The organism is Pseudomonas sp. FEMGT703P (genome assembly GCF_002786345.1).
In the GTDB taxonomy this organism is placed as follows: Bacteria; Pseudomonadota; Gammaproteobacteria; order Pseudomonadales; family Pseudomonadaceae; genus Aquipseudomonas; species Aquipseudomonas peli.
This window is the reverse complement of the sequence record NZ_PGCM01000010.1, coordinates 255,434-277,600: the sequence shown is the minus strand read 5'-3', so window position 1 is coordinate 277,600 and position 22,167 is coordinate 255,434. Positions and strand designations below refer to the sequence as shown.

Sequence of the window (22,167 nt, the reverse complement as noted above, 5' to 3'; positions counted from 1 at the left end):
TTAAATTCGGTTTCTTCTAGCAGGCGACCCAGTTGGCCGCCTGTTGCGCGAAGGCGTTAAACAGTAAAGGCGTCTTGCAGGAGTTTTTCCTGCTGTTCGGCGTGCATCGATGCATAACCACAGGCAGGTGCAGCAGACGCATCACGACCGGCGTACTCGAGGAACAGCGCTTTCTTGTGCGCTGTCGCCACGCGACGCATGTGATGCTGGCTGCAGTACCAGGCACCCTGGTTCATCGGCTCTTCCTGACACCAGACGATGTGCTTGAGGTTCTTGTACGGAGCAATTGCCTCGGCCAGATCATCTTCTGGGAACGGATAGAGCTGCTCGATACGCACGATGGCGATGTCTTCGCGGCCTTCGTTGCGGCGCTTCTCCAGCAAGTCGTAGTAAACCTTGCCGCTGCACAGAATCAGACGCTCGACTTTCTTCGGATCGATTGCATCGATCTCCGGAATCACAGTCTGGAACGAACCTTCGGCCAAATCTTCCAAAGTCGAGATGGCCAATTTGTGGCGCAGCAGCGACTTCGGCGTCAATACGACCAATGGCTTGCGCAGCGGGCGAATCACCTGACGACGCAGCAAGTGGTAGATCTGCGCCGGGGTGGTCGGTACGGCAACCTGCATGTTGTGCTCGGCGCACAGCTGCAGATAACGCTCCAGACGCGCCGAACTGTGCTCTGGCCCCTGCCCTTCATAACCGTGCGGCAGCAGCATGGTCAGACCGCACAGACGGCCCCACTTGTGCTCGCCACTGGAAATGAACTGGTCGAACACTACCTGAGCACCGTTGGCGAAGTCACCGAACTGCGCTTCCCAGATCACCAGCGACTGCGGCTGGGTGGTGGCATAGCCGTATTCGAAGGCCAGCACGGCTTCTTCCGAGAGGAAAGAGTCGTACAGGTCGAAACGCGGCTGACCCTGGTAGAGGTTCTGCAGCGGCAGATGGGTGCCGGCGTCCTTCTGGTTGTGCAGCACCGCGTGACGGTGCGAGAAGGTGCCGCGGCCGATGTCCTGGCCGGTCATGCGAATCGGATGGCCTTCGAACAACAGGGTGGCGTAGGCCATGGTCTCGGCGTAGCCCCAGTTGATCGGCAGCGCACCTGCGCTCATCTTCTGGCGATCTTCGAGAATTTTCGCGACCTGACGCTGAACCACAAAGCCTTCCGGAATTTCCAGCAGCTTGTTGGACAGTTCCTGCAGGGTTTTCAGCTCGAAACGAGTGTCGTGACGCGCGGTCCAGGCATGGCCCAGGTACGGACGCCAATCGACGAAGAGTTCCTTGTTCGGCTCTTTGACCAGGCTTTTGACCACATGCTGACCGTTATCCAGCGCGGTACGGTACTCGTCAATCTTGGCCTGCACCTCATCTGCCGACTGACGCGCCGCAGCGGTCAGCACTTCGGCATACAGCTCACGGGTGGTGCGCTGCTTGGTGATTTGCTGATACATGATCGGCTGGGTGCCGCTCGGCTCGTCGGCCTCGTTGTGGCCGCGACGGCGGTAGCAGACCAAGTCAATGACCACGTCACGCTTGTACTGCATGCGGTAATCGACAGCCAGCTGGGTCACGAACAGCACCGCTTCCGGATCATCGCCGTTAACGTGCAGGATCGGCGCCTGAATCATCTTGGCAACGTCTGTGCAGTACTCAGTGGAACGCGAGTCCAGCGGATTGCTGATGGTAAAGCCGACCTGGTTGTTGATCACGATGTGGATGGTACCGCCCGTCTTGAAGCCGCGAGTCTGCGACATCTGGAAGGTTTCCATGACCACACCCTGACCGGCAAATGCTGCGTCACCGTGCAGGGAAACCGGCAGCACTTTCTCGCCAATCGCGTCGTTACGACGGTCCTGACGGGCACGTACCGAACCTTCGACCACCGGCGAAACAATCTCCAGGTGGGATGGGTTGAACGCCATCGCCAAGTGTACTTCACCGCCAGCGGTCATCACGTTGGAGGAGAAACCCTGGTGGTATTTCACGTCACCGGACGACAAGCCTTCGGTTTTCTTGCCTTCGAACTCGTCGAACAAGTCGCGTGGGTTCTTGCCGAAGGTGTTGACCAGTACGTTAAGACGGCCACGGTGGGCCATGCCGATAACGATTTCCTTGGTGCCGTAGGAGCCGGAACGCTGGATCACTTCATCGAGCAGCGGAATCAGGCTCTCGCCGCCTTCCAGACCGAAACGCTTGGTGCCTGGGTATTTGGTACCCAGGTACTTTTCCAAGCCTTCGGCTGCGGTCAGACGCTCAAGCAGGTGGCTCTGCACGTCAACCGAGAATTGTGGACGACCGCGCACGCTTTCCAGGCGCTGCTGGAACCAGCTGCGCTGCTCGGAATCAACGATATGGGTGAACTCAGCGCCAATGGTGCGGCAATATGTCTGCTGCAACGCATCGCGAATTTCGCGCAGAGTAGCCTCTTCCTTGCCAATGAACAGACCACCGGTACGGAAGGTAGTGTCCAGGTCAGCATCGGTCAGACCGTAGTGATTGATTGCCAGATCAGCCGGGACAGGACGCTTCCAGAGGCCAAGCGGATCGAGCTGGGCAGCCTGATGGCCGCGCATGCGATAAGCCTGAATCAGGCGCAGCACTTCGACTTGCTTCTTTTCGTGCTCACTGCTGACGCTACCAGCAGACACCGGTTGGGCGCGGCGCTGGTTTTTAGCGAGCAGGACGAAATGATCGCGAATCGTTGAGTGCGATACGTCTGTGGCGGCGCTGCCGTCGGTCGGCAACTTCTGGAAGTAAGTGCGCCACTCTTCTGGCACAGCGTTGGGATCGTGCAGGTAAAGCTCATAGAGCTCTTCCACATAGGCAGCGTTACCACCGGATAGGTGGGCACTGTCCCACATGCGCTGCATCACGCTTTCTTGCATGCTTGGTCACCCTCGGTAAGGGGACACCACCGGCGAAGAAACCGCATGGCTGTCAGTCCTGAAGCAGCGACTGGTAAGCCACTACGGATCCCGCAGATAGTCCGGGCACCAGCCCGGATGCCCCTGCTGGTCGTCATATTTTCAAATTAGGGCCACCGCTTTGTGAGCAGCCGCCCTGGCTAAAACTACGGCGCTGGGTTGAAAGCAGCGCCGCAGGTGTTACAGGTCTAGCAAACAACCGTGAATCAGGTACCGCTTTGCAGCAACATGTTACGTACGTGGCCGATTGCCTTGGTCGGGTTAAGACCCTTAGGGCAAACGTTCACGCAGTTCATGATGCCGCGGCAACGGAACACACTGAACGGATCATCCAACGACGCCAGACGCTGTTCGGTCTGAGTATCACGGCTGTCCGCCAGGAAACGATAAGCCTGCAGCAGCGCAGCTGGGCCGAGGAACTTGTCTGGGTTCCACCAGAACGATGGGCAGCTGGTCGAGCAGCACGCACACAGGATGCACTCGTACAGACCATCCAGCTTCTCACGCTCTTCCGGCGACTGCAGACGCTCGATGGCCGGAGCCGGCGTGTCGTTCTGCAAATATGGCTGCACCTTCTCGTACTGCTTGTAGAAGATGCTCATATCAACAACCAGGTCACGAATGACTGGTAAGCCAGGCAGCGGCCGGATCACAAGCTTGCCACCTTTAAGGCCGGCAACCGAAAGCGGCGTGATGCACGCCAGACCATTCTTGCCGTTGATGTTCATGCCGTCGGAGCCACAAACACCCTCACGGCAGGAACGACGGTAAGAAAAGCCTTGATCCTGTTCTTTGATCAAAGCCAGCACGTCGAGAACCATTACATCCTTGCCACCGGTATCGACCTGGAAGTCCTGCATAAACGGCGCTGCATCTTTTTCCGGGTTGTAGCGATAAACACTGACTTGCAACATATCAGTCACCCTTAATAAGTCCGGACCTTGGGTTCAAACGCCGGTACTGTCTTCGGCGCGAAATTGACGGCACGCTTACTGACGCGCTTATCCTCTGGAAGATAGAGGGAGTGGCACAACCAGTTTTCGTCATCACGCTCTTCAAAGTCTTCGCGAGCGTGAGCCCCACGGGACTCTTTACGAGCCTCCGCAGCGATCGCAGTAGCCTCAGCAACTTCGAGAAGGTTTTGCAGTTCCAGCGCTTCGATACGCGCAGTATTAAATGCCTGACTCTTATCCGCGATCTTGACGTTCGCGATACGCTCACGCAGGTCGGTCAGTTGTTTGATGCCTTTTTGCATGTATTCGCCGGTGCGGAACACACCGAAGTAATTTTGCATGCAGTTCTGCAATTCTTTACGCAGCGGCGCTACATCTTCACCTGTGGTGCGCTCGTTGACGCCAGCCAAACGCTTGAGCGACAGCTCAATGTCCGTCTCAGACGCGCCACGCGCATCTACGCCTTCTTTAAGTGCTTTTTCCAGGTGGATACCGGCGGCACGGCCGAACACCACGAGGTCAAGCAACGAGTTGCCGCCAAGGCGGTTTGCACCATGAACCGATACGCAAGCCACTTCGCCCACAGCGAACAGACCGTCGATGATCTTGTCGTTACCGTTGGCATCCTGAGTGATGGCCTGACCATGGATGTTGGTCGGTACACCGCCCATCATATAGTGACAAGTCGGCACAACCGGGATCGGTGCAACAACCGGGTCAACGTGTGCGAAGGTCTTCGACAGCTCGCAGATACCCGGAAGACGGCTGTGAAGCACCTCCTCACCCAGGTGATCGAGTTTGAGCATCACGTGATCGCCTTCTGGACCACAACCGTTGCCGGCGATGATTTCCTTAACCATCGAGCGTGCAACAACGTCGCGGCCGGCCAGGTCTTTGGCGTTCGGAGCATAACGCTCCATGAAACGCTCGCCGTGCTTGTTGATCAGGTAACCACCTTCACCACGGCAGCCTTCGGTTACAAGCGTACCGGCACCTGCGATACCGGTTGGGTGGAACTGCCACATTTCGATGTCCTGCACCGGAACGCCAGCACGCAGAGCCATACCAACACCGTCACCCGTATTGATCAGGGCATTGGTGGTGGAGGCATAAATGCGACCAGCACCACCGGTAGCCAACACTGTGGCTTTGGAACGGATATAAACGGTTTCGCCGGTTTCGATGCAGATGGCGATGGTGCCAACTACGGCGCCGTCCTGGTTCTTCACCAGATCGACCGCGTACCACTCGTTGAGGAACGAGGTGCCAGCTTTCAGGTTGGCCTGGTACAGGGTGTGCAGCAGGGCGTGACCGGTACGGTCAGCAGCAGCACAGGTGCGCGCAGCCTGAGTCGGGTTATTCGGGCCTTTGGACTGACCGCCGAACGGACGCTGATAGATGCGGCCCTGCTCGGTACGGGAGAACGGCAGCCCCATGTGCTCGAGTTCAAATACGGCTTCCGGACCCACAGAACACATGTACTCGATAGCGTCCTGGTCACCGATATAGTCGGAGCCCTTGACGGTGTCGTACATGTGCCAGCGCCAATCATCGTTTGGGTCGGCCGAAGCGATGGCGCAGGTGATACCACCCTGAGCGGAAACAGTGTGCGAGCGGGTCGGGAAGACCTTGGTCACTACAGCGGTTTTGTGACCACCCTGAGCCAACTGCAGTGCAGCGCGCATACCCGCGCCGCCGCCACCAATAATGATGGCGTCATAAGAAAGAGTGCGAATGCTTGTCATGGATCAGTTACCCCAAAAAATCTGCACGCCCCAGACGAATAACGCGAACATGGCAACGCCACACGCGGCCTGGAACAGAAAACGCACGACAGTAGCCCACTTACCCAGGGCCATCGGCGTCAGGTAGTCGGTGGAAATTGTCCACATGCCAACCCAGGCGTGAACGCTGAGCGCCACTAGGGTCAACAGGCTGAAGATACGCATTGCGTTATTGGAGAACAGCGCATGCCATTCGGCATAACCCAGACCCGGGTTACACACGACAAAGCCAAGCAGAAACAGCACATAAGCCGCGAGGACGACAGCAGATACACGCTGTGCCATCCAGTCATAAAGACCCGAACGCGAGAAATTCGTGACGTTGGTTACCATATCCACACCCCCAGCAGCACGATCACGATCGTCGAGACGACGAGAACGATTTTCGAACCCAGTTTGCCGCCTTCCAGCGTCTCACCGATGCCCATATCCATGATCAAGTGGCGAACACCGGCCACCAGGTGGTACAGCAGAGCGGACAACAGACCCCAAATCACGAACTTGGCCAGCGGGCTGGTCAGGCATTCCTGCACCTGGGCAAAGCCCTCTTCGGACGCCAGCGACTTGTCGAGGCCATAAAGCAGAATGGCGATACCGACAAAGAGGATGACACCGGAGATACGGTGAAGGATGGACGTGTAAGCAGTGATCGGGAGTTTGATAGTCCTAAGGTCTAGGTTTACAGGTCTTTGGCTATTCACGGCTTTTTATCACACTGAGAGCCCCTAACTATCAGGGCAAAGTTGTCGGGAGGTGCACTGGTCAGGTACCCATCACCCAAGGAGTGACAACTACCAAAAGACAGGCTAAAGCCCTTGGTAGCTGGGCGCAGAGTATAGACAGTTAGGTTACTAATGACAACGCAAAGCCCCCTACCTAAAAGCGCATTGCGTACCTTTTATAAATGGCGTAAAGAACCACTTTAAAAGCCCGAAAACCACCCGCAAACCCTTCTGCCGCCTGGGTTTTCGCAAATTGACATTCGAATTTATCTCACTATAGTGGTGCGGGCCCTGCGTGGGGGGCAGTCAGATGATTTCAAGCATAACTAGGAGGCCACACATGGCTGACAAAAAAGCGCAGTTGATCATCGAGGGCGCAGCCCCCGTCGAGCTGCCCATTTTAACCGGCACCGTTGGTCCCGATGTAATTGACGTGCGGGGCTTAACCGCCACGGGCCGTTTCACATTTGATCCTGGCTTTATGTCCACCGCCTCGTGCGAGTCGAAGATCACCTACATCGACGGCGACCAGGGCATTCTGCTGCATCGCGGCTACCCCATCGAACAGCTGGCAGAGCAATCCGATTACCTGGAAACCTGCTACCTGCTGCTGAACGGCGAACTGCCGAGCGCAGAAGAAAAAGCCAAGTTTGTCAGCACCATCAAGAACCACACCATGGTTCACGAGCAACTGAAGACTTTCTTCAACGGCTTCCGCCGTGACGCTCACCCGATGGCCATCATGTGCGGTGTAGTCGGTGCCCTCTCGGCCTTCTACCATGACTCGCTGGACATCAATAACCCGCATCACCGCGAAGTATCGGCCATGCGCCTGATCGCCAAGATGCCAACCATCGCCGCCATGACCTACAAGTACTCCATGGGTCAGCCGATGATGTATCCGCGTAATGACCTGAACTACGCGGAAAACTTCCTGCACATGATGTTCAACACCCCGTGCGAGATCAAACCGATCAGCCCGGTGCTGGCCAAGGCCATGGATAAGATCTTTATCCTGCACGCCGACCATGAGCAGAACGCCTCCACCTCCACTGTACGTCTGGCCGGCTCCTCGGGTGCCAACCCGTTCGCCTGTATCGCAGCCGGTATCGCCGCCCTCTGGGGCCCGGCGCACGGCGGTGCCAACGAGGCAGTGCTGAGCATGCTGGATGAGATTGGCGATGTTTCCAACATCGACAAATTCATCGCCAAGGCCAAGGACAAGAACGATCCGTTCAAACTCATGGGCTTCGGTCATCGCGTTTACAAAAACCGCGATCCGCGCGCCACCGTGATGAAGCAGACCTGCGACGAAGTACTGAAAGAGCTAGGCATCAAGAACGATCCACAGCTGGAACTGGCGATGCGTCTGGAAGAAATCGCCCTGACCGACCCATACTTCAAAGAGCGCAACCTGTACCCGAACGTCGACTTCTACTCGGGCATCATCCTCAAAGCTATCGGTATTCCGACCAGCATGTTCACCGTGATCTTCGCCCTGGCGCGGACCGTCGGCTGGATCTCGCACTGGAAAGAAATGCTCTCCAGCCCTTACAAGATTGGCCGTCCGCGCCAGCTGTACACCGGCTACCCGCAGCGCGACCTGAAGAAGTAATTCAGTTCTCGCTGCACAAAAAGGCTGCCCTCGGGCAGCCTTTTTTATTGCGCTGAATAAGCCAGCTTTATGGCTGTTCAGCCAACTGACGCAGCCCCTGCAAAGTATTGAACGGCGCATCCACGACAAAGCTGTTGGCCAACCAGGCCGGCACGCTGCCACCCGGCTCAGAATGCACCTCGTAGATCACCTCGATTTCATCTTCGTGCGGCATGAGGCTCCAGAAGCCCTCCACCTTGCTCACCCGCACAAAGCCTTGCTGCGGCGGTAAAAAGTCGGCAACGCCATGCAAGGTGCGGGTTACCCGACCATCAGCATCACGCGTGGTAGTCACCTGCAGGATGGAATCACGCGGTTGCACTGGCCAAGGCGTGTGGAAGCGGCTGTAGGCCCAGCTCAGATCCCCCTCATGCTTGAGCAGTTTCTGCTCGCTGCACGCATGAATCCAAGCGCAGGCCGCGCTGACGTCATCCTGCAGGGCCAACAAGCGTGGCATATCCACTCGTATACGAGTGACACCGCGAAACGCCTGAAAACTTGAGCCTGGGATCTGCTGCAAATAGACCTGAATACCCGCTTCATCCTTAACCAGACGCCATTGCGCCGCCTGCGCCCCGCTCACCGCCAGCAACGCGGCAATACCCAAGAGCAGCCCTTTAAACCGCACCATCACGCCTCCAGCAGCCAATAACGTTGCGCCACAGTATCAGACTGCAACGGCCGTGCTTTGCTCCAGCCAGCCAATCAACTGCAGCGCCTCTGCCGTATTGCTGCCGCATACATACTCGGCAGCATGAAATGCAGAACACACCGCAGGTCGCTCAGGCCGGCCAAAAATCAGGCAGTAGTTGTTCGCATCCAGCTGCACGCAGCGCACACCAGCCGGCTTGCCATCAGGCATACCTGGGATAGGGGAACTGATCGAAGGAGCGATGCAGCAGGCGCCGCAGCCGGCACGGCAATTCATGACAGGGAGACCTCAACATCACAGCACAGGGCATAGGCCGGCGATTCTACGTGGGTGCAGACGGCTTGGCAGCCATTCATCCATAGATTCAGGCGAGTGGTAAACGCAGACGAAACTGCGTGCCCTGCCCTGGTATACTGCGTACCTGTAGTTCAGCGCCGAGAATATCCACAGCCAGCTGGTGGGTGATATGCAAGCCAAGCCCGGTTCCTCCGCGTCCGCGACGGGTGGTAAAGAACGGGTCGAAGATCTTGCCCAGCACCTCCTCGCTCATGCCGTCGCCGTTATCGCTGACTTCAATCACGCATTCGCGGCGCATCTCATCATGCTCAACCCTGACCGTAACCACGCCGTTCATGCCCGAATCGAAAGCATGGATCAGCGCATTGTCGATCAGGTTCTGCAGGATCTGGCCCAGAGGCCCTGGATAGCTGTCGAGCATCAGGCTCGGCGGTAGCTCCAGCTGTACCCGATGGTTTGACTGCTTAAGCTTGGGAGTAAACAGCAGCATGACCTCACCGACCAACTCGACCAGATCAAAGCAACGTCGCTCGGTACTCGCACGGTCACTGGCCAGTTGTTTGAAGGCCCGGGTTAGCTGCGCCATGCGCGTCAGACTATTAAGGATGATCGCCAGGCCTTCATCATTGCGCTGTACAAAGCGCTCCAGCGCCGAACGCTGCAACCCTTCACCGAGGCTCTTCTGCAGGCTCTGATTACCTTTATCCAGGGTTGAGGCAGCCATGCTGGCGGCACCAATCGGCGTATTCAGCTCATGCGCCACCCCCGCGACCAAGGTACCCAACGAAGAGAGCTTTTCCGCCTGGAGCAAGGCGCCGCGCGTGCGCTGCAGCTGATCAACCGTGTCACGCAGCTCCGCATTACGCTGCAACAGTGCCTTACTACTGACCTCCAGCGCCTGGCGCACCTGATCACGCTCGAACTCCGCCAAGCCGAGGCGTAACACCACCAGTAGCCCAAGAGAGAGCATCACGCAGACAAACAGCAATACCTGCCAGAATACTTGCCCGCGCAGGCCCTGGATTTGTTCCAGAGGCAGGTGCGAAACCAGCAACCAGTACTCACCTGTTGCCGCGTCCTGGCCACTGCCCTGGTAGGGATCGAACTTATTAAAGGCCCAGTAACCACCACTGTCGCTGAACACGCCATCGTGGGCAGCCTGCATCCGCCGCCAGCTATCCGGAAAGCGGCTGGCCAGCGTTGCCTCAGGCTTGCCCAAAGCAAAACCCCAAGCATCCTGCTCATCAGCGGCGAGCATCCAGTAGCCTTCATGGTCGACCAGAGTCAGGTTGTTGCCGTAACTCTTGGACACCTCGGCCAGACGCTGCAGCAGCACTTGCCCAAGGTAATTGAGGATCAGGATGCCGCGGCGCTTTCCCTCACCATCGAAAATCGGCTCGGCACCCCGCAGAGTGGGCTTGAGTGGTTGTTCGACGCTGCCCATATCAGCGTTCAGGTCAAAACGTGAGAGGTAGAACGCGCCCTGAGGCAGGTTCATGGTCTCAACGAAGTAATAGTGCTGCGCCTGATTGTGCAATTGCGCCTCATCACTCGCCAGCGGCTCGCCATTGCGCCAATCAACCCGCACCTGCTCTGCACCACGCTCATCCAGCCAGCGAATCTGGTCATAAACCATGCTGCTGCGGGCGAACTCGACAAACAGTTGACTCAGGGCGTGCCGGTTATCTGCACTTGGGTTCCGCAGCACCTCAGCCAGTAGTGGCTGTTGGATGAGAAATTGCAGATTGCCGCGCAAGGTCGCCAGGTGCCGATTTAGCACGCCTACGCCCTCGTTAAGACTGACCTGCTGATCGCGCAACAACGGTTCAAGTCGCGCATCCAGCAAGCGCTCGTAAAGCAGTGCCATCAGCAGCAGAATCAGCAGCGTCCACGGCACAAATAGCAGCAATAGGTTGCGCCTTACCGGCTGCGACAACAGCTTGGCGCGCCTGGATTGCTGCATCAGGCCGTGCGCTCCGGCCAGTCACTCAACCAATTGAGTAAATCAGCGCAGGTCATCGGCTTGGCAAACAGATAGCCCTGCGCCTGCCGGCAGCCATGCTTGAGAATCCAGTCGGCCTGCTGTTGGGTTTCGACGCCTTCGGCAATGACCCGCATGCCAACCCGCGCGGCAATCTGGATCACCGCTTCGGCGATCATCTGCTGGTCGCTGACCTCACCGATTTCCAGAACAAAACTGCGGTCGATTTTCAAGCGATCGGCAGGCAGCAAACGCAGGTAGCTGAGCGATGAGAAACCAGTGCCAAAGTCATCGATGGCCACCTCCACGCCCATGGCCCGCAACGCACGAAGCTTTTCACAGACGGTGTCGAAGGTGCGCATGGCCACCGACTCGGTAATTTCCACTTCAATCTGCTCAGGCAGCACCCCAGCCACCTGCAAGTGCGACTTAAACCGCTCAATGAAGTCATGCTGCAGCAGTTGCGGTGCAGAGACGTTAACCGCAACGCGGATGTGCGGGTACCCCGCATCAGCGAGCTGTTTTGCCGCCTGCAGCGCGAGACGCATCAGTAAATCGCCCAACGGCAAGATGTAGCCCGTGGCTTCAGCCAGAGGAATAAAGCTCAAAGGCGGAACCATCTTGCCATCAGTTTTACGCCAGCGTGCCAAAGCTTCCACACCAGTTACTCGGCGCGTTTCAAGGTCAATTTGCGGCTGCAATTCAACACTGATTTGGCCGGCGTCCACCGCATCACGCAAGGCCAGCAGCATGCGGTACGACTCGGCATGCGCGCTCTGCAGGCGCGGGTCATACACCCCGTGCTGATCATGCCCCAAGCGCTTGGCCTGTTTTAGGGTCAACAGCGCATCCTGCAGGGCCACACTGGCGCTGCCGGTAAAGTCAGCTAGGTGCATGGTCACGCTGCTCAGGCTGTGCACCTGGCCCAGCTCATAAGGGCGTTTATGCCGGCGAAACAATGCCACCACGTCTGCGGCATTAACCTGGGTTTGCGGGCCGAGGATGGCAAACAGGTCATCACGCACTCGGGCAATCAGCACATCATGGGTGAAGGCGTCGCGCAGTTTCTTCGCCACCAGGCCGAGAATAAAATCGCCATAACCGGTGCCAAAGGCGGTGTTGGCACCGGAGAAATTATCGATATCGATAAGCACCAGCACCCGCTGATCCTTGGCCTCCGATTTGAGCGTCATGTCCAGCATGCGAATCAGCGCATTGCGATTAGGGATCTTCAGCAAGTCGTCCTGATAGGCCATTTCCTCCAGGCGGCTGAACAGCGCAACGTTGTAAAGGCCACGGCTGATACTGACACTGAACACCTTGAGCAGCTCCAACTCGGTGTCATCCAGAGCCCGTGCACTGTCGATATAGCAGGCGTAGTCAGAACCGGCCTGAAAGCGCGGAAAGAACAAGACCGTGCAATCGCTCAGACGCAGAGTCTGCTGCGCCCGCAGGCATTGGCGCACCGCCGCCGCGACCTGCGGCTGCAGCACGTCCAGATTGGCGTCGATGCTGTCGAAGAAGCGCCCGCTGGCGCTGACAATCCGCGCATTTGGCTCGTTAGTGGCGTCACCCTCATCGGCGCGCACGCAGACAATGCCCTCGGTCTGCAGGTCAAGCAGTGAGGTGATTTCCGAGAGAATCTTGGCCGACAGCTCGCGGGTACTCTTCGAACAGAACAGTGCATTGCTCGACTCGACGATCATCTGCAAGCCACGCCGCGCGCTAGCTACAGCCTTGAGCTGCGCATAACCGCGTACCGCTGCGGTGAGCACCGTCAGCAAGCGCTCGGCGCTGAGTTCACTTTTGGTCCAATAATCGTTGATGTCGTAATCACGCATCACTTCATGAGCCGGCGCCAGGCCTGGCTCACCAGTGAGCATCACCACGCGGGTTTCGCGATTGCCGATCACCTCACGCAGCGCCTTGATCAGGCGCAGGCCGGCGTCTTCGGTCTCCATCACCACATCGAGCAATACCAGGGCGATGTCATGGTGTTTGGCCAACAGCATGGAAGCTTCACGGCAGCTGAACGCCTGGATCAGCTCAATACGCCCGCCCAGCAGCTCCAGCTCGCTCAGGGCAAAGGCGGTGGCGCGCTGGAAGTCGGCGTCATCATCAACTGCCAGCACGCGCCATACGGACTGGCTGGTGGTGCTGGGAAGGTCGTCGCTGAATGCAAATTGATCATCCATGAACAGTGCCCGCATGCCTGAAAAGTGAGAACAGTGCCGAATCCATACTGGCTTTGAACCCAGTATAGACGGCCGTACTCAGCTGCCAGTTAGCGCTTGTTCAGGCGGGCCAACAGACTGGACGTGTCCCAGCGGCCGCCGCCCATGCCCTGCACATCGGCATAGAACTGATCGACCAGCGCGGTGACCGGCAGCTGCGCGCCATTGCTGCGCGCCTCGGCCAGCAGAATTGCCAGGTCCTTGCGCATCCAGTCCACGGCAAAACCATGCTCGAACTCGCCGGCCAGCATGGTTTTGTGGCGATTTTCCAGCTGCCAGGATTGTGCAGCGCCCTTGCTGATCACCTCCATCGCGCCATGCGTATCGAGTCCGGCGCACTCGGCGAAATGCAGCGCCTCGGACAAGCCCTGCACCAGCCCGGCGATGCAAATCTGGTTGACCATCTTGGTCAGCTGACCGCTGCCGGCTTCGCCCATCAGGCGGGCCATGCGTGCATAGGCCTGAATGATTGGCTCAGCTTTGGCGTAGGTCGCCGCCTCACCGCCGACCATAATGGTCAACGCGCCGTTCTGCGCCCCAGCCTGTCCGCCGGAGACCGGCGCATCGAGAAAACCCAGTTGCCGGGCAGCGGCCTGCTCGGCCAATTCACGTGCAACCTGCGCCGAGGCGGTGGTGTGATCAATCAGCACCGCACCAGCCTGCATGCCGGCAAAGGCGCCCTGCTCGCCCAGCACAACACTGCGCAGATCGTCATCATTGCCCACGCAGACCATCACAAACTCGGCACCCGCAGCCGCTTCACGCGGGGTTGGCGCGTGGCTGCCGGGGTATTCGGCGGCCCATTGCGCAGCCTTGGCGGCGGTGCGGTTGTACACACACACCTGATGCCCGGCACGTGCCAGATGCCCAGCCATCGGATAACCCATTACGCCCAGCCCGATAAACGCCAGCTTTGCCATATCCACCTCTACCGTCGAGCGTCCTTTACCGCACGCTTCTGATTAACTGCATACCTGCGCAATACAGCGGGTACGAACTTGGCTGCAAGCATGCCCGCCCCCTGCAATCAACGCCAGTACAGACATGTGGCAAAACTGTATGGATGCCCCACGCAACAGGCTTTACCCGACGCTGAAACTGCTTCCATACTGACTGCACGCTAAGGAGGGCTTATGCAGCACTGGCTGGTCATCGACCTAGAAGCCACCACCGAAGAAGGCGGTTGGCCGATTACAGACATGGAAATCATCGAAATAGGCGCCAGCCTGGTCAACGCGGGCGGCCATGAAATCGAGAGTTTCCAACGGTTTGTGCGACCCACCCGACGCCCGCACCTGACCCACTTCTGTCGTCAGCTCACCCAGATCAGCCAGGCCGATGTTGATGCCGCCGCGCCGCTGAGTGCGGTATGGGCACAATTCGAACGCTGGCTGCTGGCCCATCAGGCACAACTGGCGGGCTGGGCCAGCTGGGGCGACTACGATCGCCGTCAGTTTGAACAGGAATGGCGCGCCCATGGGCTGGAGAGCTACCTGAGCCAGATCCCGCACATCAACCTGAAAAAGCGCTTCGCCGAAGCCCGCCAGCTGCCCAGCCCGATTGGCTTGAAAATGGCGCTGAATCTCGCCGGCCTGCAGTTCCAAGGCCAGCAGCATCGCGCCCTGACCGATGCGCGCAATACCGCCCGGCTGCTGCCACTGGTTTTGCCTGCGCAAAGCAGATGACGAAGAAAAAACGCTTGGGCATACTGGCGGGCCTTTTTCTATGGCCTGTCGCTACTGGCGGCCAGCCTTTTTAATCCCCTATTGAGGAACTGCAGATGTTCAAGGTCAATGAATACTTCGACGGCACCGTCAAATCCATCGCCTTCGGCATGGCTGAAGGCCCGGCTACCATTGGCGTGATGGCTGCAGGCGAGTATGAATTCGGCACCAATCAGCTGGAAATCATGCACGTGGTCGCCGGCGCCCTGACCGTGAAACTGCCAGGCAGCGACAACTGGGAAACCTTCACCAGTGGCAGCAAGTTCACCGTACCGGCCGACAGCAAGTTTCAGCTCAAGGTGGCAGCTGATACTGCCTACCTGTGTGAATACCGCTAAGCCTTAGCCGTGGTGCATAAAAGCCGGCCCCAGTGGCCGGTTTTTTTATTACTGGATAGATAACCCAAAGGAACAGTCATGCCGCGCTCAACGCAATTCTCCCTGGTGATCCTGCCGATCCTGTTGCTAGTGATCGCCATGACCTCGATCCAGAGCGGCGCTTCCCTGGCCAAGGGGCTATTTCCGGAAATTGGTGCAAGCGGCACGACGGCCCTGCGCCTAAGCCTTGGCGCGCTGATCCTGTGCATTCTGATGCGGCCCTGGCAGGCAAAGCTGACGCTGAAGTCCAGCCGTTCCCTGCTGGCTTACGGGTTGTCGCTGGGCGGTATGAACCTGCTGTTCTACCTCTCGCTGAAAACCATTCCCCTGGGCATCGCCGTAGCCCTGGAATTCACCGGTCCACTTGGCCTGGCGCTGTTGTCGTCACGCCGTTTGGTGGATTTCGTCTGGATTGCTCTGGCGGTTTTCGGCCTGTGGCTGCTGTTGCCCACCGGGCAAAGCGATGTGCCGCTGGACCCCGTCGGCATGGGCCTGGCCCTGGCGGCTGGGCTGTGCTGGGCGCTGTATATCGTTTTCGGGCAAAAAGCCGGCGCTGAACACGGCAAGCAGACCGTGGCACTCGGCACCATCGTCGCGGCCTTGCTGGTGTTCCCGATTGGCCTGTGGCAAGCCGGCAGCGGCCTTTTTTCACTGGACCTGCTGCCCGTCGCCCTCTGCGTCGCCGTGCTGTCCTCGGCCCTGCCCTACAGCCTGGAAATGGTCGCTCTGACCCGCCTGCCGGCGCGCACTTTCAGCATCCTGATGAGCATGGAGCCGGCGATTGCCGCGCTTTCTGGCCTGCTATTCCTCAGCGAGCGCCTGACCCTCAGTCAATGGCTGGCGATCAGCGCCATCATCCTCGCCTCGGCCGGTGCAGCGGCGACCATACGCCCCAAAGCCAAGCCGCTTTAAACAGCGGCCTCCGCCTCGTTACTGAACTGCAACTCGGCTAAACGGGCATACAGCGGGCTGTTGCTGACCAGCTCGCTGTGCGTGCCAATCGCCGCCAGCTTGCCGTGCTCGATCACAGCGATGCGGTCAGCGCTTTTGACCGTCGCCAGGCGATGGGCGATCACCAGGGTGGTACGCCCTTCCATCAGCGGCGGCAAGGCTTGCTGAATCAAGTGCTCGCTCTCGGCGTCCAGCGCACTAGTCGCCTCGTCGAGCAGCAGAATCGGCGCATCCACCAACAATGCCCGAGCAATCGCCAAACGCTGACGCTGCCCGCCGGAAAGCCCTAAACCGGCATCACCCAGGTGAGTCTGGTAGCCATCCGGCAGCTTCATAATAAATTCGTGGGCATGCGCCGCTTTGGCCGCAGCTTCAACCTCAGCCAGGCTGGCAGTGGTTTTACCGTAACGGATATTGTCCTCCACCGAGCCGAAGAACAGCGCAGGGTTCTGCGACACCAGGGCAAAGCTACTGCGCAGTTCGCGAGGGTCGAGCTGTTGGATCGGCACGCCATCAATCAGGATGCGACCCTGCTGCGGGTCGAAAAAGCGCAACAGCAGATCAAACAGCGTCGATTTACCCGCGCCAGACGGCCCGACCAGCGCCAGAGTTTCCCCCGCGGCAACCTGCAGATCGATACCGTCCACGGCGAAACTGCCGGGGCGCGACGGGTAGGCGAAGCGCAGCCCTTGCAGCTCGATACGGCCCTGCACCGGCTGGGTCAGATGCAAAGCATCAATAGCCGGCGGACTAATTTCATTGCGTGCCTGCAACAGTTCAGCGATGCGTTCAGCGGCACCGGCAGCGCGTTGCAGCTCACCGATCACCTCACTCAGGGTGCCAAAAGCTGAGCCTACGATCAGGCTATAGAACACAAAAGCGGCCAGCTCACCGCCGGAAATTCGCCCGGCAATCACGTCCATACCGCCGACCCAGAGCATCACCCCCACCGCGCCGAGCACCAGCACAATCACCACAGTAATCAGCCAGGCACGCTGGGCAATGCGCTGACGCGCGGTGTCGAAGGCGGCCTCGGCGGACAGGCCGAAACGGCGTTTGTCCTCATTTTGGTGGTTGTAGGCTTGTACGGTCTTGATCTGCCCCAGCACCTCACCAACGTAGCTACCAACATCCGCCACCCGGTCCTGGCTCTGCCGCGACAACGCGCGTACGCGACGGCCGAATATCAGGATCGGCGCGACCACCAGCGGCAGCGCCATCAGCACGATGCCGCTGAGCTTGGCGTTGGTCACCACCAGCAGCACGCTACCGCCAACCAGCATGATCAGGTTACGCAGTGCCATCGACAGCGACGAGCCGATCACCGATTGCAGCAGCGTGGTATCGGCAGTCAGGCGTGACTGAATCTCCGAGCTGCGGTTGCTCTCATAAAACCCCGGATGCAGCTCGATCAGGTGGTTGAACACGCGCGTGCGGATATCGGCGACAAAGCGCTCGCCAATCCACGACACCAGGTAGAACCGGGTAAAAGTACCGATGGCCAGCGCCAGTACCAGCACGAAGAACAGCCCAATCGACTGCTGCAAGGCCGCCGGCGATTGAGTCGCCAGGCCCTGATCAACCAACAGCTTGATGCCCTGCCCCATCGACAGGGTGATGGCGGCGGTAAACATCAGCGCCAGCAAGGCCCCAAACACGCGACCGCGATACGGCGCAATAAAGCGCCAGGCCATGCGCAGGGCATTGCGTTGACGGGAAGACAGGATCGAAAGCATGAAAGCTCGCTGGGGCGCTGACGCCCGTTAATGAGGAAGCGATTGCGGCGTTTCCGCCCGCCAAGCCACCCAACACAGCGCCAAAGCAGCAAGGTTGGTCGACAGCGGATTGAACGCCTGCAGCAGTAGATGGGGACTGAATAGCATCACATCAAGCAGCAGCCCGGCTAACAGCAAACCCGCGAGCAGCAACGGCCAGCGCTGACGCCGCCAAAGAAGCAACAAACCCAGAATGATTTCCGCCAGACCAGCGATGCGCGCCACCCATTCGGGAGCCGGCAGGTTGTGGACTTGGATCATCGCCAGCTCATCAGGGCTTAACCAGAGAATCTTCGGCACCAGGCCGTGCCAGATAAACACCAGGGCCAGGGCGATACGCGCTAGCCAGGCGATCTGCCGTAAACGAGGATCAGTCATGCAAGAAGCGCCGAGCATGATCGGCGGTTGGTATTAGGCAACTGTCGTAGCGACCAAATAGCCGGTAGCGATTTAGCGCAATACGGTCATAACACCAGTCGCGTAGAGGCCTTGGAATAACTCGTAGCCAGGTCAGAAGCCGCCATGGGCCGGGCAATCGCGCAACGATGCGCAGCACCGCGTCCGACCGCAGCAGCATCTGGCCATTCTCGATCAACGCCATGGTATCGAAACGATCGGTGGGCAAACCGCCCCAAGCCAGTAGCGCATGGCCCTCGGCCGACTGCACCGAGGCCAGGCGAAAGCGCTGCTCAGCATCATGACGAATCAGAAACTTCGCCCAGCCGTTGCACAGTTTGCACACCCCGTCGAACAGCACCACGCGTTCACCAGGTTGGATAATGGGTGGAGGTGTTTGTGCTTGCTTCTGCATGCCCAACTCCTTCTGCCTAGCCTTTAAGCGGCCGGGATACGGTAATGACCGGTAATTTTAAAACTGAAGAGAATGTCCTCTTCCTGGGTGCCGCGGCCGATATTGTGCAGCACCAGGGGCACACCGCTGCCGGCCTGGCGGTCGCTGATAATGCCGATATGGGTCAGGCCGCCGCCGAGATCCCAGGTGACGATATCACCAGGCCGATAGCGCTCGGCATCCTGGCCAAGCGGCAGCGACCAACCCTGACGTTTGAACCAGGTCATTAAGTTCGGCACACGGCGGTGGTCGATATGGCTGTCGGGCCGGCTTAGCCCCCAGTTCTTTGGATAGAGACTAAAGTTCGCGCGCATGTCCTGATGCACGGCCTGCTGCAAGTCGAGCCCCTGTTCGCGCAGGGCGCGGATCACCACATCGGTGCACACGCCGGTATTTAGCGGTACATCGCCATTGGGGTAACCAAGGCGACGATAGGCCGGGTCATAAGTGAGCGTCACGCCGACCTGCTCGCGGGCCGCTGTAACCAGGACATCAGCTTGCAGCGCCCAGGCCTGGGCGCTTAGCAACATAGCCAATGCAAATAGCAGAATCGCCCGCATCACGCCTCCTTAATCGCCCAGCTGCTACTTGCCCACGGGATAGAGCAGCTCTTCCTTATAACCGGCCCACACCCGTACGACATCGGGAAAGGCATCGTCCAGCGCGACATCGCCGCTGTCGACCAGCAGCGGCCGGCCTTCAAGCGTACCGAGCTTACGTTTGGTGGCGACTACCCGCAGGTTATCCAGGCCAATCGCGCGCAACACCCGTGGGCTGATCTGCTGGTTGCCGCGACCGATAATATGACCCTGGCCACCAATGGCGGTGACCAACAGACGCGCTGGATGGCCGTCAATCAGCTCGAACAGCTGCGCCTCGGTTACATCGCAGGCCAGCAGCTGGCCGTTTTCGACCACATCGACGCCAAGCAAGGTGGTCTGCATACCGAGGTTCTGCGCCAGACCATGTAGGGTCGAACCCGGGCCGAAGACATAACGCACGTCGGCTTCCCAGCTGTCCTGCAGCCAGTCAGCCAGATCATTCAGCACCAGCTCTTCGGACTCCACGCCGCCCTGTTTGACCTGCTGCACATAGCCGCCTTCCTGCGGCACGGTCAGTTCGCCGTACCAGCGTGCGGTTACGCGCCCCTCACGCAGGGCGCTTTCATCAATATCGCGCACTTCACCGCTGCTCAGGCGCACCAAGCCGCCTTCGATCAGCCGCGCAGTCAATTCGCCGGCAGCGCGCGGGCTGATGGCGTAGACCCCGGACTGAATCTTCACCCCGGCCGGGATCCCCAGCACAGGTTGGCCTTCGCGCACAGCGGCGCAGATATCCCGCGCCGTACCATCGCCACCAGCGAACAGAATCAACGCCACGCCAGCACCCTGCAGCAGCTCAACCGCCTGACGGGTATCGACGGCGCTGCTCGGACCAGCCGGTAGCTCACCGACCACACGGTGGGCAAAACCCATCTCGCTCAGCAGGTCAGCGCCCATCGCGCCGGGAAAGGTGACGAATTCCAGGCGCTCACGCAGCGGCAACAGCACCTCAAGGGCAGTTTGCGTACGCAGCGCCGACTTGGCCTCAACACCCAGAGCCAAGGCCTGCTCGGCCATGCCATCACTGCCCTTGAACCCCGCCGGGCCGCCCAGGCCGGCCAATGGGTTGATGATCAAGCCAATATGGAAAAGCCCCATAACACCCTCTAATTCAATACCTGCCAGCTCAATACCTTCCGCCCCTGGCACAGTGCCTGCAATGGCTAACTTGCCCTGTGTCTTGCGGCGGTTTTCTGCCGTCGCAGTTGTCATAGCGCCTTCATCTAACACTCATAAAATCGCGCTAACCGATGAGGAGACAAGCCATGCACAGCCAACAACAGAATTCGCAAAAAACCACGACAATGCCGATTGGCGGCTTTGTCATCGACGCCCAGGGCCGCGAAATTCCGATCACCGAAGAGATGATCCAGCAGGCCTGCAACGCGTTGGAAAAAGCTCAACAGCAAACCACCAAGCGTAAATAAGTTTCCCGCCAGGGCAGCATTCGCTGCCCTTCGCTACAACTGATTCAACCTCGCGCCCAACGCCTGCACCAGGCTGGCCAACGCCGGCGCATCACCCTTCACGCAGACCTCCAACCCGTCGATCTCCCGGCGCATCGGGTAGTGCTTGCGCAGCCCGTCAAAAGCCACACGCCGGGTTAGCGCATCGCCCTGTAGGCTCCGGCGAAAATCCGCATCATCGCGACGTAGGTCATACACGGCGCGGCAGATACTGGCCAGGGCCCAGGCCGGATCAGCGCTGGGGTCGATAGTCAAATCACTCAGCCACGGCGCGGGCATCAGCTGCGCCAGTTCAACGCTGGGCGCAACACCCAGGTACTGACACAGCGCCTGATAGATCTGCGCCGTGCCGCGCAGCTTGCCGTCGAGGCTGTAGCCAGCAATATGCGGCGTGGCGATGCGGCACAATGCGGCCAGCTCGACATCGGCCTGCGGCTCGCCTTCCCAGACATCCAGCACCACCTGCAGATCGCTGCGCTGCGTCAGCAATTCGCGCAATGCCTGGTTATCCACCACCGCGCCACGGCTGGCGTTGATCAGCCAGCTGCCTGGCTTGAGTGCGGCCAAGCGTGCGTGATCGAACAGGTGATAAGTCGGGTGCTCACCCAGACGTTCCAGCGGCGTATGCAAGCTGATCACATCGCACTCGGTTAGCACCTGCTGCAGACTGACGAAATCGCCGCCCTCAACGGCCTGACGCGGCGGATCGCAGACCAGCACACGCCAGCCCAGACCTCGCAGCACCTTAAGCAGACGGCTGCCTACCTGCCCCGCACCAACCACCCCATAGGTGCGCATAGCCAGATCAACACCCTGCTGCTCAGCCAATACCAGCAGGCTGCCCAGCACATAGTCGACCACACCACGAGCATTGCAGCCCGGCGCGCTAGCCCAGGTGATACCGGCCTGCTGGAAGTAGTCGAGGTCAAGATGATCAGTGCCGATGGTGCAGGTGCCGACAAACTTCACTACCGAGCCGTCTAGCAGCGCGCGATCAACCTGGGTCACCGAGCGCACCAGCAACAGGTCAGCATCGGCGACAGCAGCCGCATCGATACTGCGGCCGGGCAGGCGACGAATTTCGCCAAAACCGGCAAAGAATTCGTCAAGCAGGGGGATATTTTCATCAGCAACGATGCGCATGGCTGTGCTCCATAAATCAGGCCGGCATTCTAACCTGCCTGCACCGCTTGGCTACGCTGAGTAGCGCAATGCGCC

The 22,167-nt window shown here is 59.1% G+C and carries 21 protein-coding genes; 5 read left to right on the top strand and 16 right to left on the bottom strand.

What is annotated here, in order from left to right; all coding sequences use genetic code 11:
• Window positions 1-56: 56 nt before the first annotated feature.
• The 5 genes from CUR33_RS14895 to sdhC all read right to left on the bottom strand — a co-directional run bounded on the left by CUR33_RS14895 (window position 57) and on the right by sdhC (window position 6,365).
• On the bottom strand, window positions 57-2,888 hold the full coding sequence (locus CUR33_RS14895; protein ID WP_160087248.1) for a 2-oxoglutarate dehydrogenase E1 component: 2,832 nt from the start codon (window positions 2,886-2,888) through the stop codon (window positions 57-59).
• Between the two features lie 245 nt (window positions 2,889-3,133).
• Window positions 3,134-3,841, bottom strand: coding sequence for a succinate dehydrogenase iron-sulfur subunit (locus CUR33_RS14890; RefSeq protein ID WP_090253279.1), 708 nt, complete (start codon window positions 3,839-3,841; stop codon window positions 3,134-3,136).
• Between the two features lie 11 nt (window positions 3,842-3,852).
• Complete coding sequence (gene sdhA, locus CUR33_RS14885) at window positions 3,853-5,625, bottom strand: succinate dehydrogenase flavoprotein subunit (RefSeq protein ID WP_090253275.1); 1,773 nt, start codon at window positions 5,623-5,625, stop codon at window positions 3,853-3,855.
• Window positions 5,626-5,628: 3 nt separating this feature from the next.
• The gene (gene sdhD, locus CUR33_RS14880; protein WP_289240150.1) at window positions 5,629-5,997 is read right to left on the bottom strand and encodes a succinate dehydrogenase, hydrophobic membrane anchor protein; all 369 of its coding nucleotides are present in this window, start codon (window positions 5,995-5,997) and stop codon (window positions 5,629-5,631) included.
• Entirely contained in the window at window positions 5,991-6,365 is a 375-nt protein-coding gene (gene sdhC / locus CUR33_RS14875) for a succinate dehydrogenase, cytochrome b556 subunit (RefSeq protein WP_090253269.1), read from the bottom strand. Before sdhC ends, sdhD begins: the two co-directional genes overlap by 7 nt.
• A 361-nt stretch (window positions 6,366-6,726) precedes the next feature.
• Between sdhC and gltA the strand changes: the two genes are divergently transcribed.
• On the top strand, window positions 6,727-8,001 hold the full coding sequence (gene gltA, locus CUR33_RS14870) for a citrate synthase (protein ID WP_160087256.1): 1,275 nt from the start codon (window positions 6,727-6,729) through the stop codon (window positions 7,999-8,001).
• Between the two features lie 67 nt (window positions 8,002-8,068).
• Here the strand turns inward: gltA and CUR33_RS14865 are convergent, their stop codons facing one another.
• From CUR33_RS14865 to CUR33_RS14845, 5 genes are all read right to left on the bottom strand, one after another.
• Window positions 8,069-8,671, bottom strand: a complete 603-nt coding sequence (locus CUR33_RS14865; protein WP_289240149.1) for an START domain-containing protein — start codon at window positions 8,669-8,671, stop codon at window positions 8,069-8,071.
• Between the two features lie 36 nt (window positions 8,672-8,707).
• Window positions 8,708-8,968 carry a YkgJ family cysteine cluster protein gene (locus CUR33_RS14860; protein WP_167144762.1) on the bottom strand — a complete coding sequence of 87 codons (261 nt, stop codon included), beginning with the start codon at window positions 8,966-8,968 and terminating at the stop codon, window positions 8,708-8,710.
• 88 nt (window positions 8,969-9,056) lie between these two features.
• Window positions 9,057-10,952 carry a sensor histidine kinase gene (locus tag CUR33_RS14855; RefSeq protein ID WP_289240148.1) on the bottom strand — a complete coding sequence of 632 codons (1,896 nt, stop codon included), beginning with the start codon at window positions 10,950-10,952 and terminating at the stop codon, window positions 9,057-9,059.
• Window positions 10,952-13,165, bottom strand: coding sequence for a GGDEF/EAL domain-containing response regulator (locus tag CUR33_RS14850; RefSeq protein WP_289240147.1), 2,214 nt, complete (start codon window positions 13,163-13,165; stop codon window positions 10,952-10,954). The genes CUR33_RS14855 and CUR33_RS14850 overlap by 1 nt, the downstream gene beginning before the upstream one ends.
• A gap of 89 nt (window positions 13,166-13,254) precedes the next feature.
• Window positions 13,255-14,130, bottom strand: a complete 876-nt coding sequence (locus CUR33_RS14845; RefSeq protein WP_282876116.1) for an NAD(P)-dependent oxidoreductase — start codon at window positions 14,128-14,130, stop codon at window positions 13,255-13,257.
• 207 nt (window positions 14,131-14,337) lie between these two features.
• On the opposite strand from CUR33_RS14845, the gene CUR33_RS14840 reads away from it, so the two are divergent.
• The 3 genes from CUR33_RS14840 to rhtA all read left to right on the top strand — a co-directional run bounded on the left by CUR33_RS14840 (window position 14,338) and on the right by rhtA (window position 16,217).
• The gene (locus CUR33_RS14840) at window positions 14,338-14,889 is read left to right on the top strand and encodes an exonuclease domain-containing protein (RefSeq protein ID WP_289240146.1); all 552 of its coding nucleotides are present in this window, start codon (window positions 14,338-14,340) and stop codon (window positions 14,887-14,889) included.
• Between the two features lie 95 nt (window positions 14,890-14,984).
• Window positions 14,985-15,266, top strand: coding sequence for a pyrimidine/purine nucleoside phosphorylase (gene ppnP, locus CUR33_RS14835; protein WP_090253248.1), 282 nt, complete (start codon window positions 14,985-14,987; stop codon window positions 15,264-15,266).
• 78 nt (window positions 15,267-15,344) lie between these two features.
• Entirely contained in the window at window positions 15,345-16,217 is an 873-nt protein-coding gene (gene rhtA / locus CUR33_RS14830) for a threonine/homoserine exporter RhtA (protein ID WP_289240145.1), read from the top strand.
• Here rhtA and CUR33_RS14825 read toward each other — a convergent pair.
• Genes CUR33_RS14825 through CUR33_RS14805 form a run of 5 tightly spaced genes read right to left on the bottom strand, consistent with a single transcriptional unit; the run spans window position 16,214 to window position 20,581 of the window.
• Window positions 16,214-17,992, bottom strand: a complete 1,779-nt coding sequence (locus tag CUR33_RS14825; protein WP_289240144.1) for an ABC transporter transmembrane domain-containing protein — start codon at window positions 17,990-17,992, stop codon at window positions 16,214-16,216. The two genes, rhtA and CUR33_RS14825, sit on opposite strands and share 4 nt — an antisense overlap.
• 27 nt (window positions 17,993-18,019) lie before the next feature.
• Window positions 18,020-18,409 carry a DoxX-like family protein gene (locus CUR33_RS14820; RefSeq protein WP_289240143.1) on the bottom strand — a complete coding sequence of 130 codons (390 nt, stop codon included), beginning with the start codon at window positions 18,407-18,409 and terminating at the stop codon, window positions 18,020-18,022.
• Window positions 18,402-18,842 (bottom strand): thiol-disulfide oxidoreductase DCC family protein, encoded by a 441-nt coding sequence (locus CUR33_RS14815; protein ID WP_289240142.1) that lies wholly within the window; start codon window positions 18,840-18,842, stop codon window positions 18,402-18,404. Before CUR33_RS14815 ends, CUR33_RS14820 begins: the two co-directional genes overlap by 8 nt.
• Window positions 18,843-18,865: 23 nt before the next feature.
• Window positions 18,866-19,441: a DUF1287 domain-containing protein gene (locus tag CUR33_RS14810; protein ID WP_289240141.1), complete on the bottom strand. Its 576-nt coding sequence runs from the start codon at window positions 19,439-19,441 to the stop codon at window positions 18,866-18,868.
• A gap of 24 nt (window positions 19,442-19,465) precedes the next feature.
• Entirely contained in the window at window positions 19,466-20,581 is a 1,116-nt protein-coding gene (locus CUR33_RS14805) for an ATP-NAD kinase family protein (RefSeq protein WP_289240140.1), read from the bottom strand.
• A 152-nt stretch (window positions 20,582-20,733) separates the two neighbouring features.
• Here CUR33_RS14805 and CUR33_RS14800 point away from each other — a divergent pair, with 152 nt between their 5' ends.
• A complete protein-coding gene (locus tag CUR33_RS14800) occupies window positions 20,734-20,910 on the top strand; it encodes a PA1571 family protein (RefSeq protein ID WP_338110971.1) in 177 nt (58 codons plus the stop codon).
• A gap of 33 nt (window positions 20,911-20,943) precedes the next feature.
• On the opposite strand, the gene pdxB is transcribed toward CUR33_RS14800, so the two are convergent.
• Window positions 20,944-22,092 carry a 4-phosphoerythronate dehydrogenase PdxB gene (gene pdxB, locus CUR33_RS14795; protein WP_289240139.1) on the bottom strand — a complete coding sequence of 383 codons (1,149 nt, stop codon included), beginning with the start codon at window positions 22,090-22,092 and terminating at the stop codon, window positions 20,944-20,946.
• Between the last annotated feature and the right edge of the window lie 75 nt (window positions 22,093-22,167).

Coding starts and splice junctions, on each gene's coding strand:
- CUR33_RS14865 (WP_289240149.1), bottom strand. CDS start 8,671: ATGGTGCGGTTTAAAGGGCTGCTCTTGGGTATTGCCGCGTTGCTGGCG.
- CUR33_RS14855 (WP_289240148.1), bottom strand. CDS start 10,952: ATGCAGCAATCCAGGCGCGCCAAGCTGTTGTCGCAGCCGGTAAGGCGC.
- pdxB (WP_289240139.1), bottom strand. CDS start 22,092: ATGCGCATCGTTGCTGATGAAAATATCCCCCTGCTTGACGAATTCTTT.
- CUR33_RS14800 (WP_338110971.1), top strand. CDS start 20,734: ATGAGGAGACAAGCCATGCACAGCCAACAACAGAATTCGCAAAAAACC.
- gltA (WP_160087256.1), top strand. CDS start 6,727: ATGGCTGACAAAAAAGCGCAGTTGATCATCGAGGGCGCAGCCCCCGTC.
- CUR33_RS14895 (WP_160087248.1), bottom strand. CDS start 2,888: ATGCAAGAAAGCGTGATGCAGCGCATGTGGGACAGTGCCCACCTATCC.
- CUR33_RS14805 (WP_289240140.1), bottom strand. CDS start 20,581: ATGGGGCTTTTCCATATTGGCTTGATCATCAACCCATTGGCCGGCCTG.
- CUR33_RS14860 (WP_167144762.1), bottom strand. CDS start 8,968: ATGAATTGCCGTGCCGGCTGCGGCGCCTGCTGCATCGCTCCTTCGATC.
- CUR33_RS14850 (WP_289240147.1), bottom strand. CDS start 13,165: ATGGATGATCAATTTGCATTCAGCGACGACCTTCCCAGCACCACCAGC.
- ppnP (WP_090253248.1), top strand. CDS start 14,985: ATGTTCAAGGTCAATGAATACTTCGACGGCACCGTCAAATCCATCGCC.
- CUR33_RS14820 (WP_289240143.1), bottom strand. CDS start 18,409: ATGACTGATCCTCGTTTACGGCAGATCGCCTGGCTAGCGCGTATCGCC.
- CUR33_RS14815 (WP_289240142.1), bottom strand. CDS start 18,842: ATGCAGAAGCAAGCACAAACACCTCCACCCATTATCCAACCTGGTGAA.
- rhtA (WP_289240145.1), top strand. CDS start 15,345: ATGCCGCGCTCAACGCAATTCTCCCTGGTGATCCTGCCGATCCTGTTG.
- CUR33_RS14840 (WP_289240146.1), top strand. CDS start 14,338: ATGCAGCACTGGCTGGTCATCGACCTAGAAGCCACCACCGAAGAAGGC.
- CUR33_RS14825 (WP_289240144.1), bottom strand. CDS start 17,992: ATGCTTTCGATCCTGTCTTCCCGTCAACGCAATGCCCTGCGCATGGCC.
- CUR33_RS14810 (WP_289240141.1), bottom strand. CDS start 19,441: ATGCGGGCGATTCTGCTATTTGCATTGGCTATGTTGCTAAGCGCCCAG.
- sdhA (WP_090253275.1), bottom strand. CDS start 5,625: ATGACAAGCATTCGCACTCTTTCTTATGACGCCATCATTATTGGTGGC.
- sdhD (WP_289240150.1), bottom strand. CDS start 5,997: ATGGTAACCAACGTCACGAATTTCTCGCGTTCGGGTCTTTATGACTGG.
- CUR33_RS14890 (WP_090253279.1), bottom strand. CDS start 3,841: ATGTTGCAAGTCAGTGTTTATCGCTACAACCCGGAAAAAGATGCAGCG.